Below are 22,705 nucleotides of genomic sequence, written 5' to 3' on the forward strand. Positions count from 1 at the left end.
GGTCAAGGTGTCAGAATACCAATTCTTCCGCGGAAAGCACATCTTGCAGCACCTCTCGCTGCCATGCCATGAGCTTGTTTCTCACATCTCCATCCGGATTCAGGACCAGATCCTCCATAAGCCCTCGAGAACCCAGCAAGGACGTCTCAAGGCCAAGACCTTCTGCCTTGCGGTCCCGAGCCTGACAGAGCCGGTCGATCTTTGCACGGTCTTGGTCTGTCATACGGCGCGCATGCTTTTTGGGCCGGTCCGGCCAGCTGGAAGGGTCTGCCTTCTTAACGCGGGTCACGGCCGCCTCGAAAGTTTCCTTCCATCGGCCTCGCCATCGCGGTGGATGGTGGGCTGTACCCGAAGTTTCGAACTCCGTCGCCATGGTCAGCATCTGCTGATTGTTCAACACCCGGAACGGGGGCACATCTTTTTCACGCGCGATACCATCACGCCAGTTCCAAACCTCCCTCAAGATCGCCAGCCCTGCGGGCCGCAGTCGCCCGGAGCCACTAATGCGCCAGGCCTCGTCGCGGTCTTTTTCCTGACGCGAAAGAACGTCACGGCGCAGGGACTCGCAACTCTGCTCAAACCAGTTCACCCGGTTCTTCGTCACCAGATCCGTCATGAAGATATCTACAAGCCGCCCCAGATAACGGACATCATCGACCGCATAAGCTTGCATTTTGGCGGGCAGGGGGCGGAGGCTCCAGTCTTCCTTTTGAGAACTCTTGCAAAGCGTGACTCCACAGTGCTGCTCGACCAGGGCCGCCAGTCCAAAAGTACGGTGCCCGGTCAGCCTGGCGGCCACCTGGGTGTCCTTGAGACGCGTCGGGGTCCAGTTGCAGGTGCGCTTCAGCAGCGTCAGATCGTAGTCCGCGCTGTGAAACCACACCTCCGCATTGTCCACCACTTCCAGCAACGGACTAAGGTCGGAAAGAACCAAAGGATCAATCAGGGCAAAAATGCCATTGGCAGCAAGCTGGATGAGACACAGCTTTTCCTGAAAGTGGTGCAGGCTGTCTGCCTCCGTATCAAGATAGATGCGAGTCAGCTCACCGCGGGTGATCAGGGCATTGAGGTCGGCAGCAAGCCCCCTCAACTGTTCTTCGGTGTCGATCCAATAGTAGTCCCGACCAATGGATGGCTCAGCGGATGAAGAAATCATGTTCAACGCAATCCGGACAACAACAGCTCAGCATTGCTCTTGCTTCGCTCGATGTTTTTGAGGAGGAATTCAACTGCCTCATAGGCAGGAACACTGGCGAGTTGCTTGCGGATCACGGAGATCCGCTTGAACTCATCAGGGTGATACAGCAGTTCATCGCGGCGTGTGCCTGACTTGAGCACATGGATCGCAGGGAAAATGCGACGTTCGGCGATCTCGCGATCAAGATTCACCTCCATGTTCCCTGTGCCCTTGAACTCCTCAAAGATCACTTCGTCCATCCGGCTCTCTGTTTCGACGAGGGCCGTCGCCACAATCGTGAGGCTGCCGCCTTCTTCGACCTTTCTTGCCGCGCCGAAGAACTTCTTGGGCTTCATCAATGCCTTGGCGTCAATACCGCCAGACATCGTGCGCCCCTTGCCACCTTGCAGGGCGTTGTAACCTCTCGCCAGACGGGTGATGCTATCCAGCAGGATCACAACATCTTTGCCCAGTTCCACCAACCGCTTGGCGCGTTCGAGCACCAGTTCTGCGACTTGGGAATGCCTCTTCGGACTTTCGTCAAAGGTGGAGCTGTAGATCTCCGTCTGTACGCTCTCCTCGAAATCGGTAACCTCCTCCGGCCGCTCATCCAACAACAGGATGATAAGGGTAACCTCAGGGTGGTTCACAGTGATGGATCTGGCGATGTCCTTCAACAACATCGTCTTGCCCGAGCGGGGCGAGGCGCAAATCAGCGCGCGCTGGCCTTTGCCCAGCGGAGCGATGATGTCCACCATGCGGGCACTCACCGCCGGATTCTTGGGCGTCTCCAGGATAATCCGCTGAGACGGGAACGTCGCCGTCAGCTTGTCAAAATCCACAGGCAGTTGCCACTCATCAACACTCCTGCCTTCAACCTCAAGAATCCGGTCCATGGCAAGATACTTCTCCTTCTCCCGCGGCACCTTGATGCTGGCCTTGATCTTCTGGCCGGGCCTGAGATTGAACTTCCGGATCACAAAAATAGGAACAAAGATGTCCTCCGGCAGTGGGGCGAAATTGTACAGAGGATAGCGGATGAGACCGAAGCTCTCCTGCTGCATCTCAAGGAAGCCTTCCACCTCAGCCCGGGTGCCGTGTTGCAGCATCCAGCTAACCAGCTCCACCACGAGCTGGTGCTTGGTACGGCTGCCATTGACGCGCCATCCAAGCGTTGCAGCCAGGGCCTGGAGTGCCCCGAGGGTACTGGTCTGCAAGTCGTTGATCGTTACGACTTCTGGGAAAGGACCTGGCACTTTCTCCTCAACGGGGGCCCCGGCATTGTCAGGGGCAGGGCTTGCTCCGACAGGCGGAGGGGTTGCCGTTTCGGGTGCGCTGGCTTCAGCGATCACCGTCTCATTCACGAGCGCCCCCTCTGGAGCGTCCGCAGAGACAGAGACCGGGTTTTCTTCACTATGCATCTGGCTATACGAGTTGTTGCAAGAGTAGCTGGGCCTGGGAACGCAGGAGTTCAGTCGAACCCTCGTTCCAGACGACTTTGTCCGCGAGCTCCAGTTTACGCCGAAGCGGCCACTGGATGTCGAGAATGCGTTGAGCGGTGTCAGCGTTCAGTCCACGTTCTCCCGTCATTCGGTCGTGCTGCACCCTGGCTTCAGAGGCGACGACGATGACCGCATCAGCAGGAAAGTCTGAGGCAGCCTCGTAGAACAAAGGCACTTCCGCAATCAAAAGTTGCGCCTTTCCGGCTTCACGGGTCTGCTGGACCAGATCGGAAAGCTTCTTATAGACCTGAGGATGAAGGAATTCCTCCAGTTTTTGTCGCACTGTGGGATCCTTGAACGCCAAATCCCGCAGCGCCACCCGCGACACCAGGCCATCTTGTCCAACGACGGATGGGTCCAGTGCTCCTGCCAGCGCAGCCGCCAATTCCGGAGTCTGGTAGATCTGATGCACTGCCTCATCACTCGAAAACAGCACCACCCGAGACGACAACTCGGCCAGCAAGCGGCAGAACGTTGATTTCCCGGAGGCGGCGCCGCCCGTTACGATCCAGATCTTCATTCTACAAAATAGCAAGGGCGGACTGGTTTCCCAGTCCGCCCTGCAAAGATATTGCGGTCTAACTGACCCTCACCCAATTAAGGGTTGATGGCCGGCACCAATCCCGGACCACCGTCCATGCTCACGGGCGGCGGAGCCGTGGGAGCAACAGGAGTGGGAGCGGGTTTCCGGATCGGTTCGCCCGAAGGATCGATCAGCTTGGCCGTCACGAAGATCATGAGGTTACGCTTGAAGTGATCTTCAGCCTTGCTCTGGAACAGGCGACCGAGGATCGGGATATCACCAAGAATCGGCACTTTGTCTTCCACGTCCTGGACGTCTTCGCGGATCAAACCACCCATGGCAACGGTCTGGCCGTCCCACACAGTCACAGCTGTCGTGACTTTGCGGGTGGAGAAGACCGGCTGCTCAATACGGTTTTCCGTCAACGTCACCGTGGCAGGGTTGCCAAGCGCATCGGTGGAAGCCGTGTTGATCGGGCTGCCGTAGTTGATGAACCCTTCGAACTCGGTCACTTCTGGAGCGAGGTTGAGATCAATGGTGTAGCCATCGGGTCCGATCACCGGATCAACTTCCATACGCACACCCACTGGACGCATTTCGAATGCGGTCGGGGTGGTCGGAGTCACAGGGAAAGCTGCGGAGGAACCCACGCCAAGCCCGCCCGTGATGCCGGTGGCACCGAAGTTCTGCGGGATTTGCGGCGGATCGAACTCCGTTGGGTAGATGAATTCACGAATCACTTCCACGGTGGCGCGCTGACCGGAACGGGTCGTCACGCTGGGAGCGCTCATGAGGTCCACACCCTTCTTCTGGCTAAGAGCGCGAATGACCACCTGGAACTGCGGGTCGGTGAACACGCCGGCAAGGGCGAAGACACCAGGAGCAGCGCTGGAAACCAAGCTCTGGCCGGAGATCAGGCCGTCAATCGAGTCAGCAGCGATGGCCGAGGTACCCGAGCGGAGGCCGGAAGTCACCGGGTTCTGACCGATGGGGACGCCGCTCTGGCTGAACGGATAGTTCGTGGAGCTCACGGGGCCGTTGGAGGAGTTGCCCGTCGTGCCGCCGGAACCGAAAGCACGGCCACCGATGTCAAAGCCACCGATGAGCCAGTCGAAGCCCAGTTCGTCGGTGTTCTTCTGGCTGACTTCGACGAATTTCGTCGTGATGTAGATCTGCTGAGGAACCTGCTTCACCAAGCCTTCCACGAAAGCTTCCACCTGGTCCAGGTTTGGCTGCGTGTTGCGGACGATAAGCTGGGACGTGGCAGCCACGAACACCGCGGAGGAACCATCAGGGAACTGAATACCCTGAGCCTTGAGGATCTCAAGAGCCGTTGCTTTGCGGTTGAGCGCGGGAGCCGCACCACCACCACCTGCGGCGAACGGATCAGCCGGAGCTGGAGCAGCGCCACCGGCTGCACCTTCCTGGCCGAGGCTCAGGAACGACGGGGGCACTTTGTAGTTTCGGGTGTACTGCTCGGTACCCACGTCCGAAAGCGGTACCACCACCACGGCAAAGGGCTCGATCTTGTACTTCATCCCGGCCAGCTCCGTGATGTAACGGAGGGCTTCCACCATCGGCACATCCTTGAGGTCAAGGCTGATCTGAGCCGTGGAAGGGGTCGAACCGGCCTTCAGGATCAGGTTTACACCTTTGCGGCTCGGATCGCGCTCAACCGTGTCAAAGTCACGGCTCTTGATGCGCATGAATTCGATGGCTTCCTCAATGCTCGCGCCCTGGAACTGCACCGCAGGGAAAATGATGCGCTGCATCTTTTCCGTGTAGTAGCGGGAACCATCCGCACCACCGATGAAGGGGTCTACAGCGGACTGGGTGAGCACGACAGGCACCTGGTCTTCCCAGCCTGCGTTCACCGCGTTCAACATCTTGGCGCGCTGGTGATCGCGTGCGGTGTCAAAGTACTCCGAACGCTTCTGTTCAGCGCGCTCCATACCACGACGGGCGGCGCTGTTGTACTTGTCGATGCGGAGGGCATCTTGGAACGTGCGAATCGACGCATCGTAGTCGCCGATGTTGTAGTAGCTGTAACCCATCTGCAGATGGCGCTCCACCTCACCCACGTTCTTCACGTGCTCAGGCGTCAGAGCGGGCTCATAGCGAACTGGATCGTCCAGTTGCGCCAGCAGCTTCTTGGCTTTGGCATGATCGGGGTTGCGGGCCAGCGCGTCATTCAGAAGGGCCTTGGCTTCAGCGTAGCGGCCGTTTTCGGCCCGCTCGCGAGCGAGTTCGACAGCGGCATCGCAATAGCGGGCCGTTGCGGCATCCCGCAAGGAGGCCGTCATTGGCGCGTCAGGCAACAAGTCGAGAGCGGCCTTGTACTCATTGAGTGCGCCTTCGTAGTCGCCTTCTGCGAACAACTTGTCCCCGCGCTCCATGGCCGCTTGCGCCTCTTGGACCCGGGCCTCACGACGGGCCAGCTCACGCTGGGCAATGCCAGACGCGGAGCCACTGGGGCCACCCTGGCTGCCGGCAAATCCCGCGCCGGAGCAGAGTGCAAGGGTCATACATACATACGCGGTTTGCTTCATAGGCTGTGATCGGTTGATGCGTGTCATTAGGGAGTGTTGAGAGCCGTATAATTGTGTTCGGCGGAGTTTATTCAAATCGGGCGTTCGTTGGCGAGTTCAATTTTTAAAAAATCGTTGAAAGAGAACCCCTGTTGCATCAGCCCTTTTTGACCACCAGCTCGCCATCGGGGGTGCCGTCGGCTTTGAGCGGTGAGATCACAGCGCTGTCTTCCAGGATGTCTATTACTTTGTAGGTGGTGCTCTCGTGTCCGGGAATCCGGAACGTGCCCCCCTTCTTTACTGGCGGGATGTCCGCCACCACTTTGAGCCGGAACTGGAACTTCACTTCGTAGTCCGCCAGATTCTGTTCCTTGCCCATCACCAGCACGAGTGTGTTGCCACGTACAATGTCTTCCACCGTCAGCTCGGACACGTCGCGCTCACCCACAGTCGGATCCGGGATTGCCTTGCGCTCGAACTTCACAGCCTTGAACCGGCTTCCGTCCTTGCCAAAGCTACGAGCCTTCGCGTCAGGCTGGCCACTCGCATCCATGGCATTGGGGTCAACAAACCAGTTCTTGCGCTTGTCGTCTGGGGTCGCCACCTGGTGAGGAGTGGAGGGGGAACGCAGCGTGATCCGGTAGTCATTGGAGATCCGCTGCACCATGAACAGTTTGTCAGTGATGGGCGGGTGGGACTGGGCATCCTTGGGGTTGGTGGAGGCCGGCTTCGCGGAGAATTCCTCCACGTTGGAGAAACCGTCGTTGTCAGGATCCAAATCCCCCACATTCGGCGAGAGAAATTCCAGTTCGTTGTTCCGGATGAACGAGTTCGACATCGGCGGGCGAAGCTGGGGGTCATCCAAGAAGAGGTCGTAGGTCTGCTCATCCTTCAGAACCAGCAGCACTGACTTGTTCAGCGGCACTGGTTTGTTGGCGCGGACCACAGCCACCCAAGGCTTCGGATCGGTGATGGCTCGAGTAATCGCGTCTTCCACACTCTTGATGGGGGCCGCCCCCAGTTCCGCGCCTTTCTTTGGCGTGGACGTTTCAACAGAGGAGGAGAATCCGAGGCTCATAAAAATGAGCCAGGCGCTCAATCCCACGGCAACCAAGGCCGAGAGGATCAGGATGACGCGTTCGTAGTTGCTTTTTCCCTTTTGCATGATGACGGAAAATTGGCAGATGATTCAGTAGCAGCCGGATAACTTCAATCAGTTGGCGACGGCGGCGGTTGCAGCTGGGGTGGCGGTTTCCTCCACCTCGGCGGCCGGACGGAAGCGGATATAATCGACTTCCAGATACAGCTTCAGTTTTTCCTCACCCATGATGGTGATGGCATCCTTGGGCGCAGCCTTGGGGGGCACGATCACCTGAGTTCCGGCAGGAGCACCGCTCGGAGCGGCGGCAGGTGCTGCCGAGGTCTCAGAGGAAACTGCATCGCGCGAAATGCGAATCTCTGATTTCAGAGGACCATCCAGCTTTTCATTCTCCACCCGCAACTGGCGAACCACCAGGAAATGGGGCAGCTTGCTGGGGTTTGCCAGAGTGTTCATCAGGTTCTGGAAGGGCCCCTGATCCGTGGTCAGCATGAGCTTGATCGGATAGCGGTCCAGCACTGGTTCCGCGGCGGCGGCGGCAGTGATGATGGTCTTGTTCTTGCCCTTCGTGTTGGCGTTCTTAGCCTTGGTGGCTTTGGGAGCGATGACAGGTGCTGCCACAGCAGCCTTTTCATTCGGCAGCTTGGTGCGCTCCAGCATGTCCACGGATTTCACTCCCGATTGGATCAGGGCGGTGACCAGCTTCTCCATCACATCCAGGTGGATGTTCAGATCTGCCGCCACTTCCGGGGTGCGAGGAAGAGAACCGGTGTATTCATCGAATCCCAGCGCGAAGTCAGCAGGCAACAACACCTGTGATCCTTCTGCCAGACGCTTCACGGTATTGGCGCGGTCCTTGAGCTTGGCCTGGAACTCCGTTTCGGAGATGGGCTTCACTGCCTGCTGAACTTTGGAATCCAGCAGAGTAGCACGCAAGAGGTTCACCTTGTCCGCATACTCAGACACCATCTTCTCCTTGGCAGCCACATTGGTGGTGTCCGGATAAAGTTTGGCCGACTTGAGGCGCTTGACGTTCTCGCTGGTGGTCTTCCACTTTTCAACGGATTCGTTGTAGGCCGTGTAGGACATGAAGAGCAGCGCCGCCAGGGCAATAGCCCCAGCAATCATCACGCCCAGAATGCCCGCCAGTGATTTGTTTTCTTTGATCCAATTCATTTACTTGTCGAATTTCATTCCTTTTACGAGAGGCAGGCGAAACTTGAAGGTGTAGGCATAACGGTCTTCTTCGAGACCGGCCTCAACCTCGGGTTTCTCTTCCGCGGGGGGAGCTGAAAACAGGTCAGTGGCGGTTTTCAGGTCGTTGTAGTACTTGTAAACCACCTCTTGACCACTGTCGTTCTTCCGGTAGAGGCCCTGGAGACGCAGCTGGTATTGGGGCTCCGCACCTGGCAGCGGGGCTGCTGCATTGGCGGTAAGCGAAGGCGGAGGCGTCGCAGCAGCGGCCGTCGCACCACCCAGAGAGGGTGTCATCGCGCCACCGTTCTTCAGCACTTCAATCTGGGTCAGCCAGATGAAGTCATTTTCGAACTTGCTGTTCAGCACGTTGAGCAGGTGGGTCCAGTAGCTGCGGTCGTTCACCGCTTGCTCAAGCTGGCCGCTCTGTCCCTGAAGGAGGTTGAGCTGCTTGTCGTAATCCTTGATCAGTTTGTCATCCCTGTCCAACTCACCGTGCTCCTTCTCAGCAGCAGTCAGGTGGTTATCCACTGCCAGCTTGGCACGGTTGAAGTAGAACACCCCAACCCCGAGCGCAGCGAACAGACACGCGGTGGCCATGAGGAGGAACGGCGCACGTCTGGCGGAATCGCGAGCGCTGGACACCGAGTCCGGCAACAGTTCCACTTCCACGGGACAGGCTCCGGCCTGACGCAGACCCAAGCCCACCAGTTCTGCCATGCCTGCAGCATTGTCCTCAGCCAACGCCCGGTTCACCCGGGAGTCCAGCTGCACGCCACGCAGGGGATTAAAGATCTCAACCGGGAGATTGAATTTCTCGTGGAAGAACTCCACGGCCAAGGCCGCTTGCGCACCGCCACCGCAGAGGAAGAAGCGCCGGGGTGGCGAACCGCCCTGCTGACCGCGGTAATAATTGATCGTACGCACGATCTCGCCATGCAGGCGGGTCATGGTGTTGCGCATGATTTTCGCCATCGCATCCACCACTTCGTCCTCGTTGGGCTCATAGGCACCACCTGGAGCAACGTAGCCGCGGGAACGCTTCTGCTCCTCGGCTTCACCGAAGTTCATTCCCAGCTCTTTGCCAATATTACCCGTCAAGGTGCTGCCACCGACCAGAATATTGCGGGTGAAAACCCGGGAACCTTCCACAAACACCAAGTTGGTGGAGCGAGCCCCCAGATCGATGATCAAGGCAGATTCCTCAACGTCTGGATAAGCAAAGCGGAAGGCGTTGAAAGCAGCCAACGGGGCTAGATCCACACCTGCCACTTTGATGCCGGCGGATTCAACCTGGTCATTCACGTCATTCAGCGCATCGGCCTTGATAGCCACCAGCGCCACTTCACGCTCGGAGCCGCCTTCGTCGCCGATGAACTCGTAGTCCCAGATCACTTCATTGATCGGGAAAGGCACGTTTTGACGGGCTTCGAACTCGACGATTTGGTCGGCCTTGTCCGTATCAAACGGAGGAAGCTTCACAAACCGGGTGAAAACGGAATGCCCAGGGATGGCATACCACACCGTTTTGCCCTTCAGCTTGAGTTTGTCAGCAATTTCCAGAACGGCGACTCTCAGCTGCGGAAGGCGGGTTGCCTCGACGCTGGGATCACCGTGCATTTCCGCGAAATCGAAGGCCTTGAGAATCAAGTCACCGTTTCGCGCCTTGCTAAAAACTGCGCCTCCGACGCGTTGAGAGCCCAGATTGAGAACTGCAAAACTGCTATCCGCCATTGCTTTGTATTTAGACCGGGTTGAGCCGCTTCAGATTGCCCGGCACCATGTTTGGTCCGGGGCAATCGATCACTGCACCTTGTGAAAAAGATTACTGCTTGCTTTCGAGGTCGTAATCACCCCAGAGAACCGAGAAAGGGGTTTTCGCCTTCGGAAGCAGCACGCCGTCTGTTACGGAAAATTTGTCCGCACCAGTCTCCCAGAACTTGCCCCCCTGCGAGGAGAAGCCGCCGACGAGTTGGCCGTTGTGGTTGATTTCCACGCCCCAAGCCTTGGCGTCTGCGGTGGCGAACTCCGGCTTTTCGAGGAGGCGGCTCAGCGCCTGCGGTGGGGCAAACACCATGCCGTGGCTGACTTCCTTGGACATCACATTGAGGAATGTGGTGGTCGCAGTCAGCAGGATGTATTTGCCAGCGGCATCCGTTTTGTTAAGCGCCACATAGAACTTCACTTCCAAGCTCTCGATGAAGGGATTGCGATCCCCCGGCAGGTTGGCCTTCTTGGCTTCAAACGCCAGATCCACTTCCAACCAGTTCTTGGGGCGCCACCGCTTGTCGGTCACGTTGCTGGCAGAAATCTGGGGAGACTGCTGCTGCTGCACCTTCATGTCCTTCACGTCCACCTTCACCGTGGGAGCATCCTGCGCCTGTGCGCCAGTCACCTGAATTGCCAAAATGGCAGAGAGAGCCAAAAGTCCGGAAAGTAGTCTCATGAAGGATCGGGAAGGTTTGAAATGAGTCCACGGAATCTCCCTCCACATGCCAGTTAACTGCTGGTTAGGGAGGGCTGATTAATCGCAGATTTACTCATTTCTAGCAGGTTCCCGCTGAGGACATCAAGCGTTGAGTGCAAGAAAGTCCTTAAAATAGGCGACGGTATTTACGATGCCTTCTTCGAAGCTCACTTTGGGCTCCCAACCAAGGATTTTCCGGGCAAGCGTGATATCAGGCTGCCGGACTTTCGGATCATCAACAGGCAGCGGACGGAAGTCGATTTTCGAATCGCTGCCGGTGATGCGAAGGATTTTTTCAGCGAACTCAATCACGGTCATTTCGGCAGGATTGCCGATGTTCACGGGCTCATGGTAGCTGCCCTGGGAGAGGCGGAAGATGCCGTCGATCAGATCGCTCACATAACAGAAGCTGCGAGTCTGGGAGCCATCTCCGAACACGGTAAGTGGCTGTCCCTGCAACGCCTGGCCAATGAAGGCCGGCACCACACGGCCATCTTCCAGGCGCATGCGCGGGCCATACGTGTTGAAGATGCGAACGATCTTGGTGTCCAGACCATGGGCACGATGGTAGCCCATCGTCATCGCTTCAGCGAAACGCTTGGCCTCGTCATACACGCCACGGGGGCCGACTGGGTTGACGTTGCCCCAGTAGGTTTCCTTTTGCGGGTGGACCAGCGGGTCACCGTAGGTCTCGGAGGTTGACGCCAGGAGGCAGGTCGCCTGCTTCGCTTTGGCCAGTCCCAGGGCATTGTGTGTCCCCAAAGAGCCAACTTTGAGCGTCTGAATCGGAAGTTGCAGGTAATCGATCGGACTGGCCGGGGAGGCAAAATGGAAGATCAGATCCACCGGGCCGGGCAGATCGATGAACTTCGTCACGTCATGCTGGACAAAGTCGAAATCGGGATTGCTGCCCAAGTGGGCGATGTTTCGCAAGTTCCCCGTCAGCAGATTGTCCAAACCCACCACCTTGTAACCTTCGGCAAGGAGACGATCCGAAAGATGGGAGCCCAAAAAGCCTGCGGCTCCGGTGACGACGGCGGTTTTCTTATTGCTCATAGAAAGGTCTGGCTACGCGGAAATTGGGCGCGAGTAAGGGGACAAATCCCCCCGCTTGCAAGTGATATGTGGGCAAAACACATGGTGCTCGCCGTTTGGGACCTTATCAGTCCCAAAATCGATGGGACAAACCCTGTCCACCGGCAGGTTGCCCGCCAATTTCACCCGCGCCTCAATGAGCGCCCGATCCGCGGAGCACGGCCGGAATGGTCTTGAACATGATCTTCAAGTCCAGCCACAACGACCAGTTGTCGATGTATTTCAGGTCAAGATCCACCCAGTCTTCAAAGCTGGTGATACGGTTCCTGCCCATCACCTGCCACAGGCAGGTGAGCCCGGGCTTCACGCTCAACCGACGACGCTGGGCATGTTTCTCGATCTTTTGGATCTCGTACACCGGCAACGGCCGGGGTCCGACCAAACTCATCTCCCCTCTCAAAATGTTGATGAGCTGCGGCAGTTCATCAATGCTCAGCCGGCGCAGCCAGCGGCCAAATGGAAACACTCGAGGATCGTCCTTGAGCTTAAAAACCGGTCCGGACATCTCATTTTGCGTGGCCAGTTCAGCTTGAGCGTCTTCCGCATTCGACATCATGGTGCGGAACTTGATCATCTGGAAAGGCTGGCCGTGTCTCCCCGCGCGGTCCTGCATGAAAAAGATGGGGCCACGCGAAGCCAGCCTGATGCCCACCATGGCGATCAACCACAAGGGCGAGGTGGCCACCAGAAGCAGAAAAGCGCAGACCCTGTCCATCACATCTTTCATCCAGAGCGACCAGGAAATCTTCGGTGTGGTGTGGAAGACGAGCATCAGCTTGCCGCCAAGGATGTCGAATGTCGGGCGGGCGATCGTTGTTTGGAGGAAGTCAGCACTGAGCCATGCCTCCACTCCCTCCGTCTCGCAGGCCTGTACCGCCTCCTCCAGCTGGCTGAAATACACGTGGTCCACGCTGAAGATCACCCGTGAGACTGACTTGGCATGCAGCAGTTCCACCAGCTTCGAGACGGGTTCTGAAGCCACTTCATAGTGCCCCACCACGTCCAGCTCGGCCCGCTGATCATCGGTCAGGCTCTTCAAAATCCCTTCCACTTGGGCTGGCGAACCAGCCAGCAGCACGCGCTCCTTGTCCGCATGTCCGGCAGCAAGCCTCTTTCGCAGAGCGCGTTGTACCATCGCCTCCCGAATGAGCAAAGCCGCCACGCCCAGCAAGGCTCCCAGCACCACGACCGCACGGCTGCGCACTTCCCACTTCAGGAAGATTTCGCAGAAACCCACCATGACACCGATGCGGATCCCCGCCCCCAACAGCTGCCGGAGGCTTGCGCCGAGCGATTTGTTGAGGACGTTGTCATAGAAGCCTCGTGACTCCAAAATGAGCGGCGTAAAAGGGGCGATCACCGCCATCAGCCAGAAAAACTCCGAGAACGGCGGAATCTTGTCCAAGGTCGGCCAAATCTGGAGTGCCACAGTGCCCCGCAGCCAGTGCCCCAGCCAGAGACAGAAGGCCAGAAGGAGGCAGTCCAGAACTTCATGGAGCTGAAGATTGATTTCCTGACGGCGACCAAGCATAGGTTTAAGACAGCACTTTTATCCAAATTCTATTTAATAGCAATTTAAATAATTTCCATAATGGCGCAACTGGCATCCAGCAAAAACCTGTTCACCAGCTCCCGCCCACTTGTCGTGGGGGCCGTCAGCTCTGCCAGTACGCTGGAAGGGATTTCGCAGATCAGTCTCATTTCTGAAGAGTGTGATGTGTTGGAACTCCGCCTGGATTCTATACGGGTACCGCTGGACGAGCTTCACGGTCACGCCGCGCACCTTACACTCCCCCTTCTCATTACGGCGAGACATCCATTTGAGGGGGGTGAGCAAGAATTGAGTGCGGATGCAAGATGTGCGCTCCTCGAGTCTCATTTGGATGTGGCAACGTTGATGGATGTGGAGCTCCGCAGTGCGATGGATTTCCAGCCCCTCATTCGCAAGGCACAGTCCAAGGGAGTGGGAGTGATTGGTTCCTTCCACGATTTTCAGTCCACGCCGATGGATGAGGTGTTGCGCGGCGCGGTCGATGTAGCGCTGCAATTTCGGTTCGATGCCGTAAAGATCGCCACCATGCTGCAAAGTCCGGCTGACCTGGGGCGGCTGGTCACACTGGCGGCCACGGAGAAACGCCTGCCCATCAGCATCATGGGCATGGGGCCGCTGGGTCGGACATCGCGGCTTGTGCTTGCGAAATGTGGCAGCGTGCTCAATTACGGTTACCTGGGCAGTTCGAACGCCCCCGGTCAGTGGCCTGCCCGGAGATTGAAAGAACTGTTGCAGGAACTCTAAAATTCCCCCTTCTGTCATTGATGACCCGCCCAGCCTCCGCGAGCCAGCCCCCTTCAACCTCTGCCCACTTGCATGCCGCAGGTGCGCCCCACCGTTCCTGGACGGCCTGGCGGGCGGCCCGGCTCACTGCCCTGATGCTGGCGCTTTCCCTGCCAGCCTGCAACGATGCCGGGCACCTGGACACCGCCGTTGACGCACTCAAATCCCGCGAGAAACAGATCCAGGCCCGCGAAGAAGCGAGCCTCGCCCACGATCGGACCCTGGCGGACAAAGAACGCCAGCTCGCGGATACCGCTGCGGATCTGGCGAAGCAGCGTGAGGAGATTCATCAACTCCGGCTGAGCCTGGATGCTGAAATCGCAAAGGCCCGGCAACAGCAAGACGCCGCCGTGCGCAAGGAACGCCGGGGCCCCGCTCCGAAAGTGCAAGCTGAACGCGTCATCGTCGTGGACGCCGGCACGGGTGAAGTCCTTTTTGAAAAGAACGCTGATCGTAAAGCCCCTGTGGCCAGCACCCAAAAGCTGCTCACTGCACTGCTGCTGACGGAAGACGGAAATTTGGACCAGATTCTTACCGTCGAGCCTGACGACACCAAGTGCGCCCCAGTCCGCCTCGGCATCAAGGCTGGCGAACAGTATCCGCGCCGTCAGTTGCTGACCGCTCTGATGGTGAAAAGCTCCAACGACATTGCCCAGGCCCTGGCACGGGACAATGCAGGCACCATGGACGAGTTCGTCAAAAAGATGAACGCCCGCGCCGCCGAACTGGGGATGAAAGACAGCCGCTTCCTCAATCCCCACGGCTTGCCAGCGGACGGCCAGTACTCCACCGCGAGAGACATGGCCCGAGTGGCTCTGACCGTGGATGCCGTGCCAGACATCCGGCGGATGGTCAGCACCAAATCCTTTGTCTTCAAAAAGAACGACGGGAGCTGGATCAATCTGGAAAACACCAACCGGGTGCTGCGAAACTATGCCTATTGCGACGGCATGAAGACGGGCTATGCGCAAGCCGCCGGTTATTGCCTCATCTCCAGTGGGGAGAAAGACAACCACCGCCGTATCGTGGTGGTGCTTTCTGATACCTCCCAGTCCGTGTGGCGGGACTCGCAGTCACTCCTCGAATGGTCGCTCAAGGGGTAGCCACTTCAGAATCCGAAGCTCACTCCGACGGCGACGAAGGCTCCACCCTCCACGTCGGATTCAAGGAGGAGCCGACCGCTACCCTCCTCCTCCAGACGCAGTTCCCTGCCAAACGCCCAGCCGCCGCCTACATAGGCCCAGCCATCGTTCGCGATTTTGTGCTCGATGCGTGCGCCAGCGCGCCAAGCCTTGCGTTCCAGGCTGGCTTGCTGGCCGTTGGCGGCCTCGACACTCCAACCGCCACCGTCCGGGTACCCTTCAATGGCAAAGCGCCACGAATCATTAGGCGCATAGGAGAGTCTCGCGCGGGGCGGCAGCAGCGACATCGTCCAGCGCTGTGAGATATCCCAGATGAAACCCACGCCAGGGAAAATTTGGGCATCGCCAAAGTCTTGGGAATAGTAACCTCCGGCGAGCAAGGTGAAGGAGTCAGAGAACTTGTAGCCCACGGCTGCCAGCAAGGAATAGATGACATCCTCACTGTTCACCTTTGTAAAATCTGTCGCGAGTCCCACGCCACCAAACGCGAAGGCGCGCCAGGGCGAACCCTCCGGCAGGTAAACCAGGGCCGGACCAATATCCATGCGATGGAAGGAACTTTCCGCCAGCGCATCATTGGAGAGATCCAGCGAGGTGAACTCATAGCTGGCCCGGATGCCCCAGATGTACTCGCCCGAGCGATGGGCATAAAGCGGAGACCCCAGACGAACCTGGAAAAACTCCACCTCCCCGCCTTTTTCGACATCGGCCGAGGGTTCATACCACGTGTCAAATCTCGCCATGCGCGCGCCATCAGGGTTCAGCTCCAGAGATTGGGCGCGAAGACCACCCGCCAGGGCGAGCCCGATAGCAGTGACTAAGAAAGCGACAGACTTCATGGGAGAGAGGAAGTATGGAATGATGCAGGTATTCAAAAAACAGGGAGCCCGGAATCATCTTCCGGGCCCCCAAAGTTCAAAGCAAAGTTGAGTGAACTCGTTCACTCACTCGCGCAAGCGGACTACTTGATCTCCCAGCAGCCCCCCTCCACCGTGCTACGGGCGAAAAGATGGTTGTAGGCGAGAACCGGGTAGCTCCACACTTTGCCTTCAACAATGGATTCACGTTTCAATTCGCTGTACTTGGTCGGGTCGGCCTTGATGAAAACGACTTCTCCTTTGTCACTGAGGGCGATCACCGTGTCCCCGCTTAGAATCACCTGCCCGGGGCCAAACCCCGCCTCGCTCCAGACATCCTTGCCGGTGCGAATATCCACGCATGCCACGGGGCCATTGCCATATTCCTTGAAGCTGAACATGCCATAGAGATAGCCGTCCTTCACCACCGGCGTGCTCCAATGGTTGAAGCACTCGTTCTCACGACGCCAGAGGGGCGCAGCCTCCAGGCCGGACCCGGATTTGGAGATCTTGAAGGCACCAGCGCCCACGCCATAGCCAGCGGAGCAGTACACCACGTCTTCATACACCACCGGAGAAGCCGCCGTGCTGACCTTGAACGGGAACTCCCCTCTCCAGATCACATTGCCCTTCTGCGGGTCCACCGCCACGAGCCCCTTCTGAGTGAAGAAGATGCACTGGTGCACACCCAGAATTTCAGTGATCACCGGGGTGGCGTGGGTCATGCGATCATCCTCACCCTTCCACACAATGTCACCGGTCTTCTTGTTCAAGCCCAGCAAGGCCTGGCCAGGACCGCCGCCGCACATCAATAAGATCTCGCCATCGATCACCGGAGAGGCCGCATTCTGCCATTTGATCTGGACGCCGGAATTGTCCTTCATCACGTCACGCTTCCACGCTTCCTTGCCCGTGGCTGCGTCAAAGGCGTACACGCCCAGATTGGCATCGATGACATACACCTTGCCGTCATTGACGACGGGCGTGGACCGGGGGCCATCGCCACCCTTGTTCGAAGGAGTGCCGGAGTCACCGCCGCCGTCATATTTGACGATGGTCAGCGGCTGGGCCCACAGTTCCTTGCCCGATTTCACATCAAGGGCGATCAGAACCTCACTGTTGTTGCCTTCCACATCACGGGTGATGATGGTGTAAGCCTTCGCACCGGCCACAGCAAAGGAGCCGAAGCCCTTGGGTGTCTCCACCTTCCAGCGCTTGTTGAGCTTGACCTTGCTGGCGTCAGCCACCGGCAGCACCGGAGCGGTGCCATCCGTCTTGGGTCCGCGGAAGCTGGGCCATTCCGCAGGACCGGAAGCCGCCGCAGTCAAGGTGGCGCGGGCTGGCAGAAGCGGCGGTGCCGCTTGGGAAACGACTGCTGAAACGGCAAGGCCGCCAAGCACCACGGGGGCAATAAATCGGGTCATCATACAGGTTAACAACGGAAGATGAGCATGAAGGCATAGCTGGAAACTTCTCCAACTGCCCGAGCAGGGAGAGCAAAACGCATTTGCCCCACTTTGTCTATCTCAGAGAAAAGGGGTTCGCGCCCAGTAGCGACGCCACGGGAAATTGTGGCAAGATGGTCACACTTCCTGCCGGGTCCAGGATCCCGCTGCCGTTGATTCCGCTAACCGGAATACTCTGGGCGGATCAGGCGTCTTCGAAGGTCTTGGCGCGAGGCTCACGCTCAATGGTGTCAGCATCGCTCGGAGCCGTCACAAAGGGGCCGCCTTCCAGCGGAGCGATGCCGGTGAAGGCGATCTCTGGCATTTCACTGGGTTTGCCGGCGAGGGGGAACTCCTTGCGGAGCGGGTAGAAGGGATAACCCTCCCACATAAGAATGCGGCGCAGGTCCGGATGGCCGTCGAAACGGATGCCCATCATGTCAAACACCTCACGCTCATGCCACTCTGCCGTGGCCCAGAGATCGCTCACCGTGGGAGCTTCCTGCTCCTCGGTCAGCAGCGATTTCACCCGCAGATGATGGTGGTGGGACAGGCTGTAGAGCTCATACACCATCTCAAAGCGGGGGTCCGTCTCGAAATGGTCCACGCTGGAGACGTCGATCAGATAGTCGAACCCCATTTCGTCCCGGCAGTACCGCAGAAAGGGCTTGAGCGACTCCAGAGTGACCGTGAGAGAGGTCTCTCCGCGAAACTCGGTGTTACCGGTGACTTGGGAGCCAAACTTCTCCACAAGGGCTTTGACGATCTGGGACACATCCATGGCAGGAAGGCGGCGGGGAAAGGCGGAGACGGCTTAGGAGAGTTGTTCGACGAGCTCCTTCTTCTGATCCAGGAGCGAATGCTCCTTCTCGATCTTCTGCTGCAGGCGGAAGAATCCTTCCAGAAGTGCTTCGGGCCGGGGCGGACAGCCGGAAATATAGACATCCACCGGGATCAGGCGGTCAATGCCCTGAAGCACCGCATAGCTGCGGTACATGCCGCCGCTGCTGGCGCAGGCACCCATGGCGATGCACCACTTGGGCTCCGGCATCTGGTCCCAGATACGCTTCACCGCGAGGGCCATCTTGTAGGTGACCGTTCCGGCCACCACCATCACATCGCTCTGGCGGGGGGAAAAGCGGAACACCTCCGCTCCGAAGCGGGAAATGTCATACCGGGAGGAAGCGGTCGCCATGAGCTCGATCGCGCAGCAGGCGAGACCCATTGGCATAGGCCAGAGGGAGTTCTTCCGCATCCAGTTGATCGCGGCATCGAGCCGGGTGATGACCACATTGCTCTCGATCTTGGAGTCGTAGGCAAAGGGAGTGGTGCTGGTGGCTTCAGTCATGGCAAGGCCGGGTGGAACAATGGCCAACCTAAACGCCCGGTTCAACCGGGCAACCGCTTTGTGAAAATTTTCACAAGCCCCGCCCCAGTCCTTCGGGCGGTCATCCCCCCTTTGTCATTCATCCCAATCATGAATTCTTTGCCCCAGACTCCCCCCTTGCATCCCCCGCCATTCCCCTTATTCTAGCAACCCTCTAAATCATCATGAACCAACTTGACCAACTGAAGAAACACACCGTGGTCGTGGCCGACACGGGCGACTTTGAGGCGATGCGCGCCTATCAGCCCCAGGATGCCACCACGAATCCTTCCTTGATCCTCGCCGCCTCCCAGAAGGCCGAGTACAAGCCTCTGGTGGACAAGGCGGTCACGGATCACAAAGGATCAACCCTGAGCGGCGGAGCCCTCGTGGAGTCCGTCATTGACAGCATCCTCGTGAATTTCGGCCAGGAAATCCTGAAGATCGTGCCGGGCCGCGTCTCCACAGAAGTGGACGCCCGCCTTTCCTTCGACACCCAGGCCACCATCGACAAGGCCCGTCACATCATCGACCTTTACGAGAAGTCCGGTGCCTCCCGTGAGCGCATCCTGATCAAGATCGCCTCCACTTGGGAAGGCATCAAGGCCGCCGAAGTGCTTCAGAAGGAAGGCATCAACTGCAACCTGACGCTCCTTTTCAGCCTCGCCCAGGCCGTCGCCTGCGCTGAAGGCGGGATCAAGCTGATCTCCCCCTTCGTCGGCCGCATCCTGGACTGGCACAAGAAGAGCACCGGCAAGGACTACGGTCCCACGGAAGATCCGGGCGTGGTGTCCGTGACCCAGATCTACAACTACTACAAGCACTTCGACTACAAGACCGAAGTGATGGGTGCCAGCTTCCGCAACAAGGGTGAAATCACCGAACTGTGCGGCTGCGACCTTCTCACCATCAGCCCCTCGCTGCTGGGTGAACTGCAGGCCGCCAGCGAGCCGATCTCGCCGAAGCTGAACACTGAGCACGCCAAGTCCCTTTCCATTGAGCGCCTGAACCTCGATGAAAAGAGCTTCCGCTGGCTCTTCAACGAAGATGCGATGGCCACGGAGAAGACCTCCGAGGGCATCCGCAAGTTCGCCGAGGACATCGTGAAGCTTGAGAAACTGGTGCAGGCTGCCCTGTAAGGCCCGCTCACACCCCTGATTTGATTTAACCAAGGCCGCGTCCTCACCCGGACGCGGCCTTGTTTTTTTCATCATCATGGGGAAGATCACAACAGGCCCGGCATGCGATGAAGGACAAGCCGTGCACAATCCCATTGCCATCGTCACTTAAACAGTCACAATGGACGTCCTTCACGCCTCCGCTCCCAATGTCTGATTCACAAGAGACAACGCCGCCGCTCGATCTTTCCAGTCTTCGCCTCGCGCCCAGCTGGGTGGCTGACTTCGGCAAATCCAAGCCTTCCACCGGCGCCGACTTCCCCGAGGAAGACACCCGCCAACGTCGCGACTTCAAAGACCGCGGACGCGACGGAGGTCGCGGCGGCATGAATCGCGGCGGATTCGGTGATCGCCGTGGCCCTGGGGGTCCCGGTGGTGGTGGCGGAGACAGACGCTCGTTTGACAAACCACGCAGCGGCCCGGGCGGTGATCGTCGTGATGACCGTCGCGGCGGCGGCTTCCGCGGAGATCGTGATCGCGGTGGACGGCAGTATGGTCAAGATGACCGTGGTGGACGCCCCAGCTTTGACCAAGCGCCGCGTCCTGTGCCCGGCCTGACGGTGGGTGTGGAGCCTGAAGCTCGCGCCACGGAAGCCATGGCAGCCATGATCCGCACCGCTGGCAAGGCCTACAGTGTCTTTGACGCGGCCCGACTCGTCCTCGCCAATGGCGAACGTTTCCACGTGAAGTTCAGCCTCGCAGCAGACGCTCCCGGCAAACTCTATACCGTCCCTCAGGATGGCTCGCTCTGGCTTGGCCGTGAAGATGCGCTGGCGCACTTCCTCCACAGCGAGGCGCTCAAGGAATTCTACGTCTCAGAGCAGATTGAGCTGGAAGAGCCCAAGGGGAACTTCACCAGCGTGGCAGTGTGCGGCATGAGCGGTGAGCCTCTGGGCCCACCCAGCCATCACAGCTACCAGACCAACCTCCACCGCCTGCACCGCGAGCGGTTCAATCACCTGCCGTTTGAAGAGTACAAGCGCCGGGTTCGCACCGACAACACGCCCGAAGCGGTCGAGAAGTGGAAGGAATCCCAGAAGCACGGCACCCAGTGGGTGTGGCAGAAGGGCGAGGTCGCAGAAGGCGCTGAGCCGCTGCGCTTCAAGTCCCGCTCCGACATGGAGACCCATTTCCGCAAAGAACACGCCGACAACCTGGTTGGCGAGGTGAGCGAAGCGACGGTGTCCGGCAACATCCCGAAGCGCCTGCTGGCTCCCGCGCTCTACAATCATCTGCGCCGCGCCGTGGACGAAGCCCGGAAACACCTCCTGGCAACCGCCCAGCAGCTCTGTAGCGGCTTTGAGCATCATGGCTTGAAGCTCTTCAAACGCCGCGGTGGCAAGCTCTGGGTGAGCCGCGTGCGCCCCCGCTCCCTGGATTCCAGCGTGGTGCTTTCCGATCGCATCGCCAAGCTGGTGGAACTGATCAAGACCAAGCCGGGCGTCTCCACCAAGGAACTGCTCGATCTCGTGGCCCCCGCCGCAGCAGCAGTTCCGGCCGCACCCGAAGCAGTTGCCACCCCCGCCCCTGTCGCGGAAGCACCGGCAGAAGCTCCAGCGGGCGAGGAAACTCCCGCCCTGGAAGCCGTCGAATCCGTCAGCGAGTCCGCCCCCGCTGAAGAAGGCACTGTTGAAGCGGTGGCCGACACAACCGAAGCCCCGACTGAGGCTCCTGCTGCTGTCGCAGCCGCTGCTCCGGCTGAAGAGCCCGCCCACCAGCCCTCCCCTGAACATGTGCAGTTGCTGAAAGACCTTCATTGGCTCAACAGCGAAGGCTACGTGATCGAGTACGCAGATGGCGTGGTCTTCCCCGGTGTGACCGAGCCCCCGCCTGCCAAGCCCAAGCCTGTCAAAGCCCAGCCTGCCCAAGCAGCGGCTTCCAGCGAAGCACCGGCTGAGGAAGCCGCGCCGTCTGAAGAAGAGCCAACCACCGAGGTGGCCGCAGAAACCGAAGCTCCCGTGGAAGTGCCTGCAGAGGTGACTGACGTGGTGGAAACGGAACCTGCGCCCTACGTGGAAGTGGACGCCTTGGAAGGAACTTCCGATCCCGTGGTAGAAGCAGCAGCTGAAGTGGCCTCCTTGGAGACCGCTGAAGAGACACCCGCCGAAGGTTCAGCGTCCCAGGAAGAGACTCAGGAAATCACCCCAGCCGCTTCCGAGGAAGAAACGGACAAGGCCAGCGCCTAAAGTCCCCTCCGATTTGTTGATCACTCTCACCCACGTCTGGGCCACTGCCTGGACGTGGGTGATTTGTTTTAGCGAGTGACGAAATCGCCACGCCTCGCGATTTGCAGCCGGAATGACGGGGGTGCCATACTTGGCCCAACTCCAACCCTCCTGCCCACCCCATGCGCAAGAAAAAGGTTCTCTTCGTCTGCACCCACAACAGCGCCCGCAGCCAGATGGCCGAGGCCTGGCTCAACTATCTCTGCGGTGACTTTGCCGTGGCGGAAAGCGCCGGTATCGAAGCCGGAGGCCTGAACCCACTGGCAGTCAAGGCGATGCTGGAAGTGGGAGTTGACATCTCCCGCCAGCATTCCAAGCACGTGCTGGATCTGTTCAGCTCTGGTCATCGCTATGATGTGGTCGTCACCGTCTGCGATGATGAGACCGCTGAGAAATGCCCGCTTTTCCCTGGTCTGCTGACCCGGCTGCACTGGAGCTTCCATGACCCGTCCCTTTTCACCGGCACGGAGGAAGAGAAGCTCGCTGAGGTGCGCAAGGTGCGCGACCAGATTAAAGCTGAGGTGGAGGCCTGGAAGGCCCAGGAACTGGCCGAAATACTGGAACACGGCAAC

The 22,705-nt window shown here is 58.9% G+C and carries 19 protein-coding genes; 5 read left to right on the forward strand and 14 right to left on the reverse strand.

Translation table 11 applies throughout. The features are described from left to right. Positions 1-10 precede the first annotated feature (10 nt). The 10 genes from BV034_RS29255 to BV034_RS29300 form a co-directional block, all read right to left on the reverse strand. Positions 11-1,156: a ribonuclease D gene (locus BV034_RS29255; RefSeq protein WP_050030487.1), complete on the reverse strand. Its 1,146-nt coding sequence runs from the start codon at positions 1,154-1,156 to the stop codon at positions 11-13. Positions 1,157-1,158: 2 nt separating this feature from the next. Continuing rightward, positions 1,159-2,598 (reverse strand): transcription termination factor Rho, encoded by a 1,440-nt coding sequence (gene rho, locus BV034_RS29260; protein ID WP_050030488.1) that lies wholly within the window; start codon positions 2,596-2,598, stop codon positions 1,159-1,161. A gap of 4 nt (positions 2,599-2,602) precedes the next feature. Continuing rightward, positions 2,603-3,199, reverse strand: a complete 597-nt coding sequence (gene coaE / locus BV034_RS29265; protein WP_050030489.1) for a dephospho-CoA kinase — start codon at positions 3,197-3,199, stop codon at positions 2,603-2,605. A 77-nt stretch (positions 3,200-3,276) separates the two neighbouring features. After that, positions 3,277-5,727, reverse strand: a complete 2,451-nt coding sequence (locus BV034_RS29270) for an Amuc_1098 family type IV pilus outer membrane protein (RefSeq protein ID WP_050030490.1) — start codon at positions 5,725-5,727, stop codon at positions 3,277-3,279. A 160-nt stretch (positions 5,728-5,887) separates the two neighbouring features. Beyond that, positions 5,888-6,895 (reverse strand): Amuc_1099 family pilus-like system protein, encoded by a 1,008-nt coding sequence (locus tag BV034_RS29275; RefSeq protein WP_050030491.1) that lies wholly within the window; start codon positions 6,893-6,895, stop codon positions 5,888-5,890. A gap of 48 nt (positions 6,896-6,943) precedes the next feature. Beyond that, entirely contained in the window at positions 6,944-8,005 is a 1,062-nt protein-coding gene (locus BV034_RS29280; protein ID WP_050030492.1) for an Amuc_1100 family pilus-like protein, read from the reverse strand. Continuing rightward, positions 8,006-9,757 carry an Amuc_1101 family PilM-like pilus complex protein gene (locus BV034_RS29285; protein WP_050030493.1) on the reverse strand — a complete coding sequence of 584 codons (1,752 nt, stop codon included), beginning with the start codon at positions 9,755-9,757 and terminating at the stop codon, positions 8,006-8,008. Positions 9,758-9,848: 91 nt separating this feature from the next. After that, positions 9,849-10,469, reverse strand: coding sequence for an Amuc_1102 family pilus-like protein (locus BV034_RS29290; protein WP_265593603.1), 621 nt, complete (start codon positions 10,467-10,469; stop codon positions 9,849-9,851). Positions 10,470-10,592: 123 nt separating this feature from the next. Next, positions 10,593-11,546, reverse strand: coding sequence for a UDP-glucuronic acid decarboxylase family protein (locus tag BV034_RS29295; RefSeq protein WP_050030495.1), 954 nt, complete (start codon positions 11,544-11,546; stop codon positions 10,593-10,595). Positions 11,547-11,718: 172 nt separating this feature from the next. Next, positions 11,719-13,116: a sugar transferase gene (locus tag BV034_RS29300; protein ID WP_050030496.1), complete on the reverse strand. Its 1,398-nt coding sequence runs from the start codon at positions 13,114-13,116 to the stop codon at positions 11,719-11,721. A gap of 60 nt (positions 13,117-13,176) precedes the next feature. Between BV034_RS29300 and BV034_RS29305 the strand changes: the two genes are divergently transcribed. Together BV034_RS29305 and BV034_RS29310 are read left to right on the forward strand one after the other, a co-directional pair. Then, positions 13,177-13,881 carry a type I 3-dehydroquinate dehydratase gene (locus tag BV034_RS29305; protein WP_050030497.1) on the forward strand — a complete coding sequence of 235 codons (705 nt, stop codon included), beginning with the start codon at positions 13,177-13,179 and terminating at the stop codon, positions 13,879-13,881. 20 nt (positions 13,882-13,901) lie between these two features. Then, a complete protein-coding gene (locus tag BV034_RS29310; RefSeq protein ID WP_050030498.1) occupies positions 13,902-15,023 on the forward strand; it encodes a serine hydrolase in 1,122 nt (373 codons plus the stop codon). Positions 15,024-15,028: 5 nt separating this feature from the next. Here BV034_RS29310 and BV034_RS29315 read toward each other — a convergent pair whose 3' ends face one another. The 4 genes from BV034_RS29315 to nuoB all read right to left on the reverse strand — a co-directional run bounded on the left by BV034_RS29315 (position 15,029) and on the right by nuoB (position 18,712). After that, positions 15,029-15,901, reverse strand: coding sequence for a DUF6268 family outer membrane beta-barrel protein (locus BV034_RS29315; RefSeq protein ID WP_050030499.1), 873 nt, complete (start codon positions 15,899-15,901; stop codon positions 15,029-15,031). 122 nt (positions 15,902-16,023) lie between these two features. Further along, entirely contained in the window at positions 16,024-17,346 is a 1,323-nt protein-coding gene (locus BV034_RS29320) for a PQQ-binding-like beta-propeller repeat protein (RefSeq protein ID WP_050030500.1), read from the reverse strand. 223 nt (positions 17,347-17,569) lie between these two features. Beyond that, complete coding sequence (locus BV034_RS29325) at positions 17,570-18,145, reverse strand: NADH-quinone oxidoreductase subunit C (protein WP_009959338.1); 576 nt, start codon at positions 18,143-18,145, stop codon at positions 17,570-17,572. A gap of 33 nt (positions 18,146-18,178) precedes the next feature. After that, positions 18,179-18,712 (reverse strand): NADH-quinone oxidoreductase subunit NuoB, encoded by a 534-nt coding sequence (gene nuoB, locus BV034_RS29330; RefSeq protein ID WP_009959337.1) that lies wholly within the window; start codon positions 18,710-18,712, stop codon positions 18,179-18,181. Positions 18,713-18,915: 203 nt separating this feature from the next. On the opposite strand from nuoB, the gene tal reads away from it, so the two are divergent. The 3 genes from tal to BV034_RS29345 form a co-directional block, all read left to right on the forward strand. Further along, positions 18,916-19,869, forward strand: a complete 954-nt coding sequence (gene tal, locus BV034_RS29335; RefSeq protein ID WP_304944992.1) for a transaldolase — start codon at positions 18,916-18,918, stop codon at positions 19,867-19,869. A 188-nt stretch (positions 19,870-20,057) separates the two neighbouring features. Then, positions 20,058-22,094 (forward strand): hypothetical protein, encoded by a 2,037-nt coding sequence (locus tag BV034_RS29340; RefSeq protein ID WP_050030502.1) that lies wholly within the window; start codon positions 20,058-20,060, stop codon positions 22,092-22,094. Between the two features lie 161 nt (positions 22,095-22,255). Next, positions 22,256-22,705 (forward strand): arsenate reductase ArsC (locus BV034_RS29345; protein ID WP_050030503.1); only part of this gene is annotated, 450 nt, incomplete at its 3' end.

It is taken from the genome of Verrucomicrobium sp. BvORR034 (assembly GCF_000739635.1).
Classification (GTDB): Bacteria; Verrucomicrobiota; Verrucomicrobiia; order Verrucomicrobiales; family Verrucomicrobiaceae; genus Verrucomicrobium.

Coding starts and splice junctions, on each gene's coding strand:
- BV034_RS29300 (WP_050030496.1), bottom strand. CDS start 13,116: ATGCTTGGTCGCCGTCAGGAAATCAATCTTCAGCTCCATGAAGTTCTG.
- nuoB (WP_009959337.1), bottom strand. CDS start 18,712: ATGACTGAAGCCACCAGCACCACTCCCTTTGCCTACGACTCCAAGATC.
- BV034_RS29325 (WP_009959338.1), bottom strand. CDS start 18,145: ATGGATGTGTCCCAGATCGTCAAAGCCCTTGTGGAGAAGTTTGGCTCC.
- BV034_RS29340 (WP_050030502.1), top strand. CDS start 20,058: ATGTCTGATTCACAAGAGACAACGCCGCCGCTCGATCTTTCCAGTCTT.
- tal (WP_304944992.1), top strand. CDS start 18,916: ATGAACCAACTTGACCAACTGAAGAAACACACCGTGGTCGTGGCCGAC.
- BV034_RS29255 (WP_050030487.1), bottom strand. CDS start 1,156: ATGATTTCTTCATCCGCTGAGCCATCCATTGGTCGGGACTACTATTGG.
- BV034_RS29295 (WP_050030495.1), bottom strand. CDS start 11,546: ATGAGCAATAAGAAAACCGCCGTCGTCACCGGAGCCGCAGGCTTTTTG.
- coaE (WP_050030489.1), bottom strand. CDS start 3,199: ATGAAGATCTGGATCGTAACGGGCGGCGCCGCCTCCGGGAAATCAACG.
- BV034_RS29285 (WP_050030493.1), bottom strand. CDS start 9,757: ATGGCGGATAGCAGTTTTGCAGTTCTCAATCTGGGCTCTCAACGCGTC.
- BV034_RS29320 (WP_050030500.1), bottom strand. CDS start 17,346: ATGATGACCCGATTTATTGCCCCCGTGGTGCTTGGCGGCCTTGCCGTT.
- BV034_RS29315 (WP_050030499.1), bottom strand. CDS start 15,901: ATGAAGTCTGTCGCTTTCTTAGTCACTGCTATCGGGCTCGCCCTGGCG.
- BV034_RS29290 (WP_265593603.1), bottom strand. CDS start 10,469: ATGAGACTACTTTCCGGACTTTTGGCTCTCTCTGCCATTTTGGCAATT.
- BV034_RS29310 (WP_050030498.1), top strand. CDS start 13,902: ATGACCCGCCCAGCCTCCGCGAGCCAGCCCCCTTCAACCTCTGCCCAC.
- BV034_RS29280 (WP_050030492.1), bottom strand. CDS start 8,005: ATGAATTGGATCAAAGAAAACAAATCACTGGCGGGCATTCTGGGCGTG.
- BV034_RS29275 (WP_050030491.1), bottom strand. CDS start 6,895: ATGCAAAAGGGAAAAAGCAACTACGAACGCGTCATCCTGATCCTCTCG.
- rho (WP_050030488.1), bottom strand. CDS start 2,598: ATGCATAGTGAAGAAAACCCGGTCTCTGTCTCTGCGGACGCTCCAGAG.
- BV034_RS29305 (WP_050030497.1), top strand. CDS start 13,177: ATGGCGCAACTGGCATCCAGCAAAAACCTGTTCACCAGCTCCCGCCCA.
- BV034_RS29270 (WP_050030490.1), bottom strand. CDS start 5,727: ATGACCCTTGCACTCTGCTCCGGCGCGGGATTTGCCGGCAGCCAGGGT.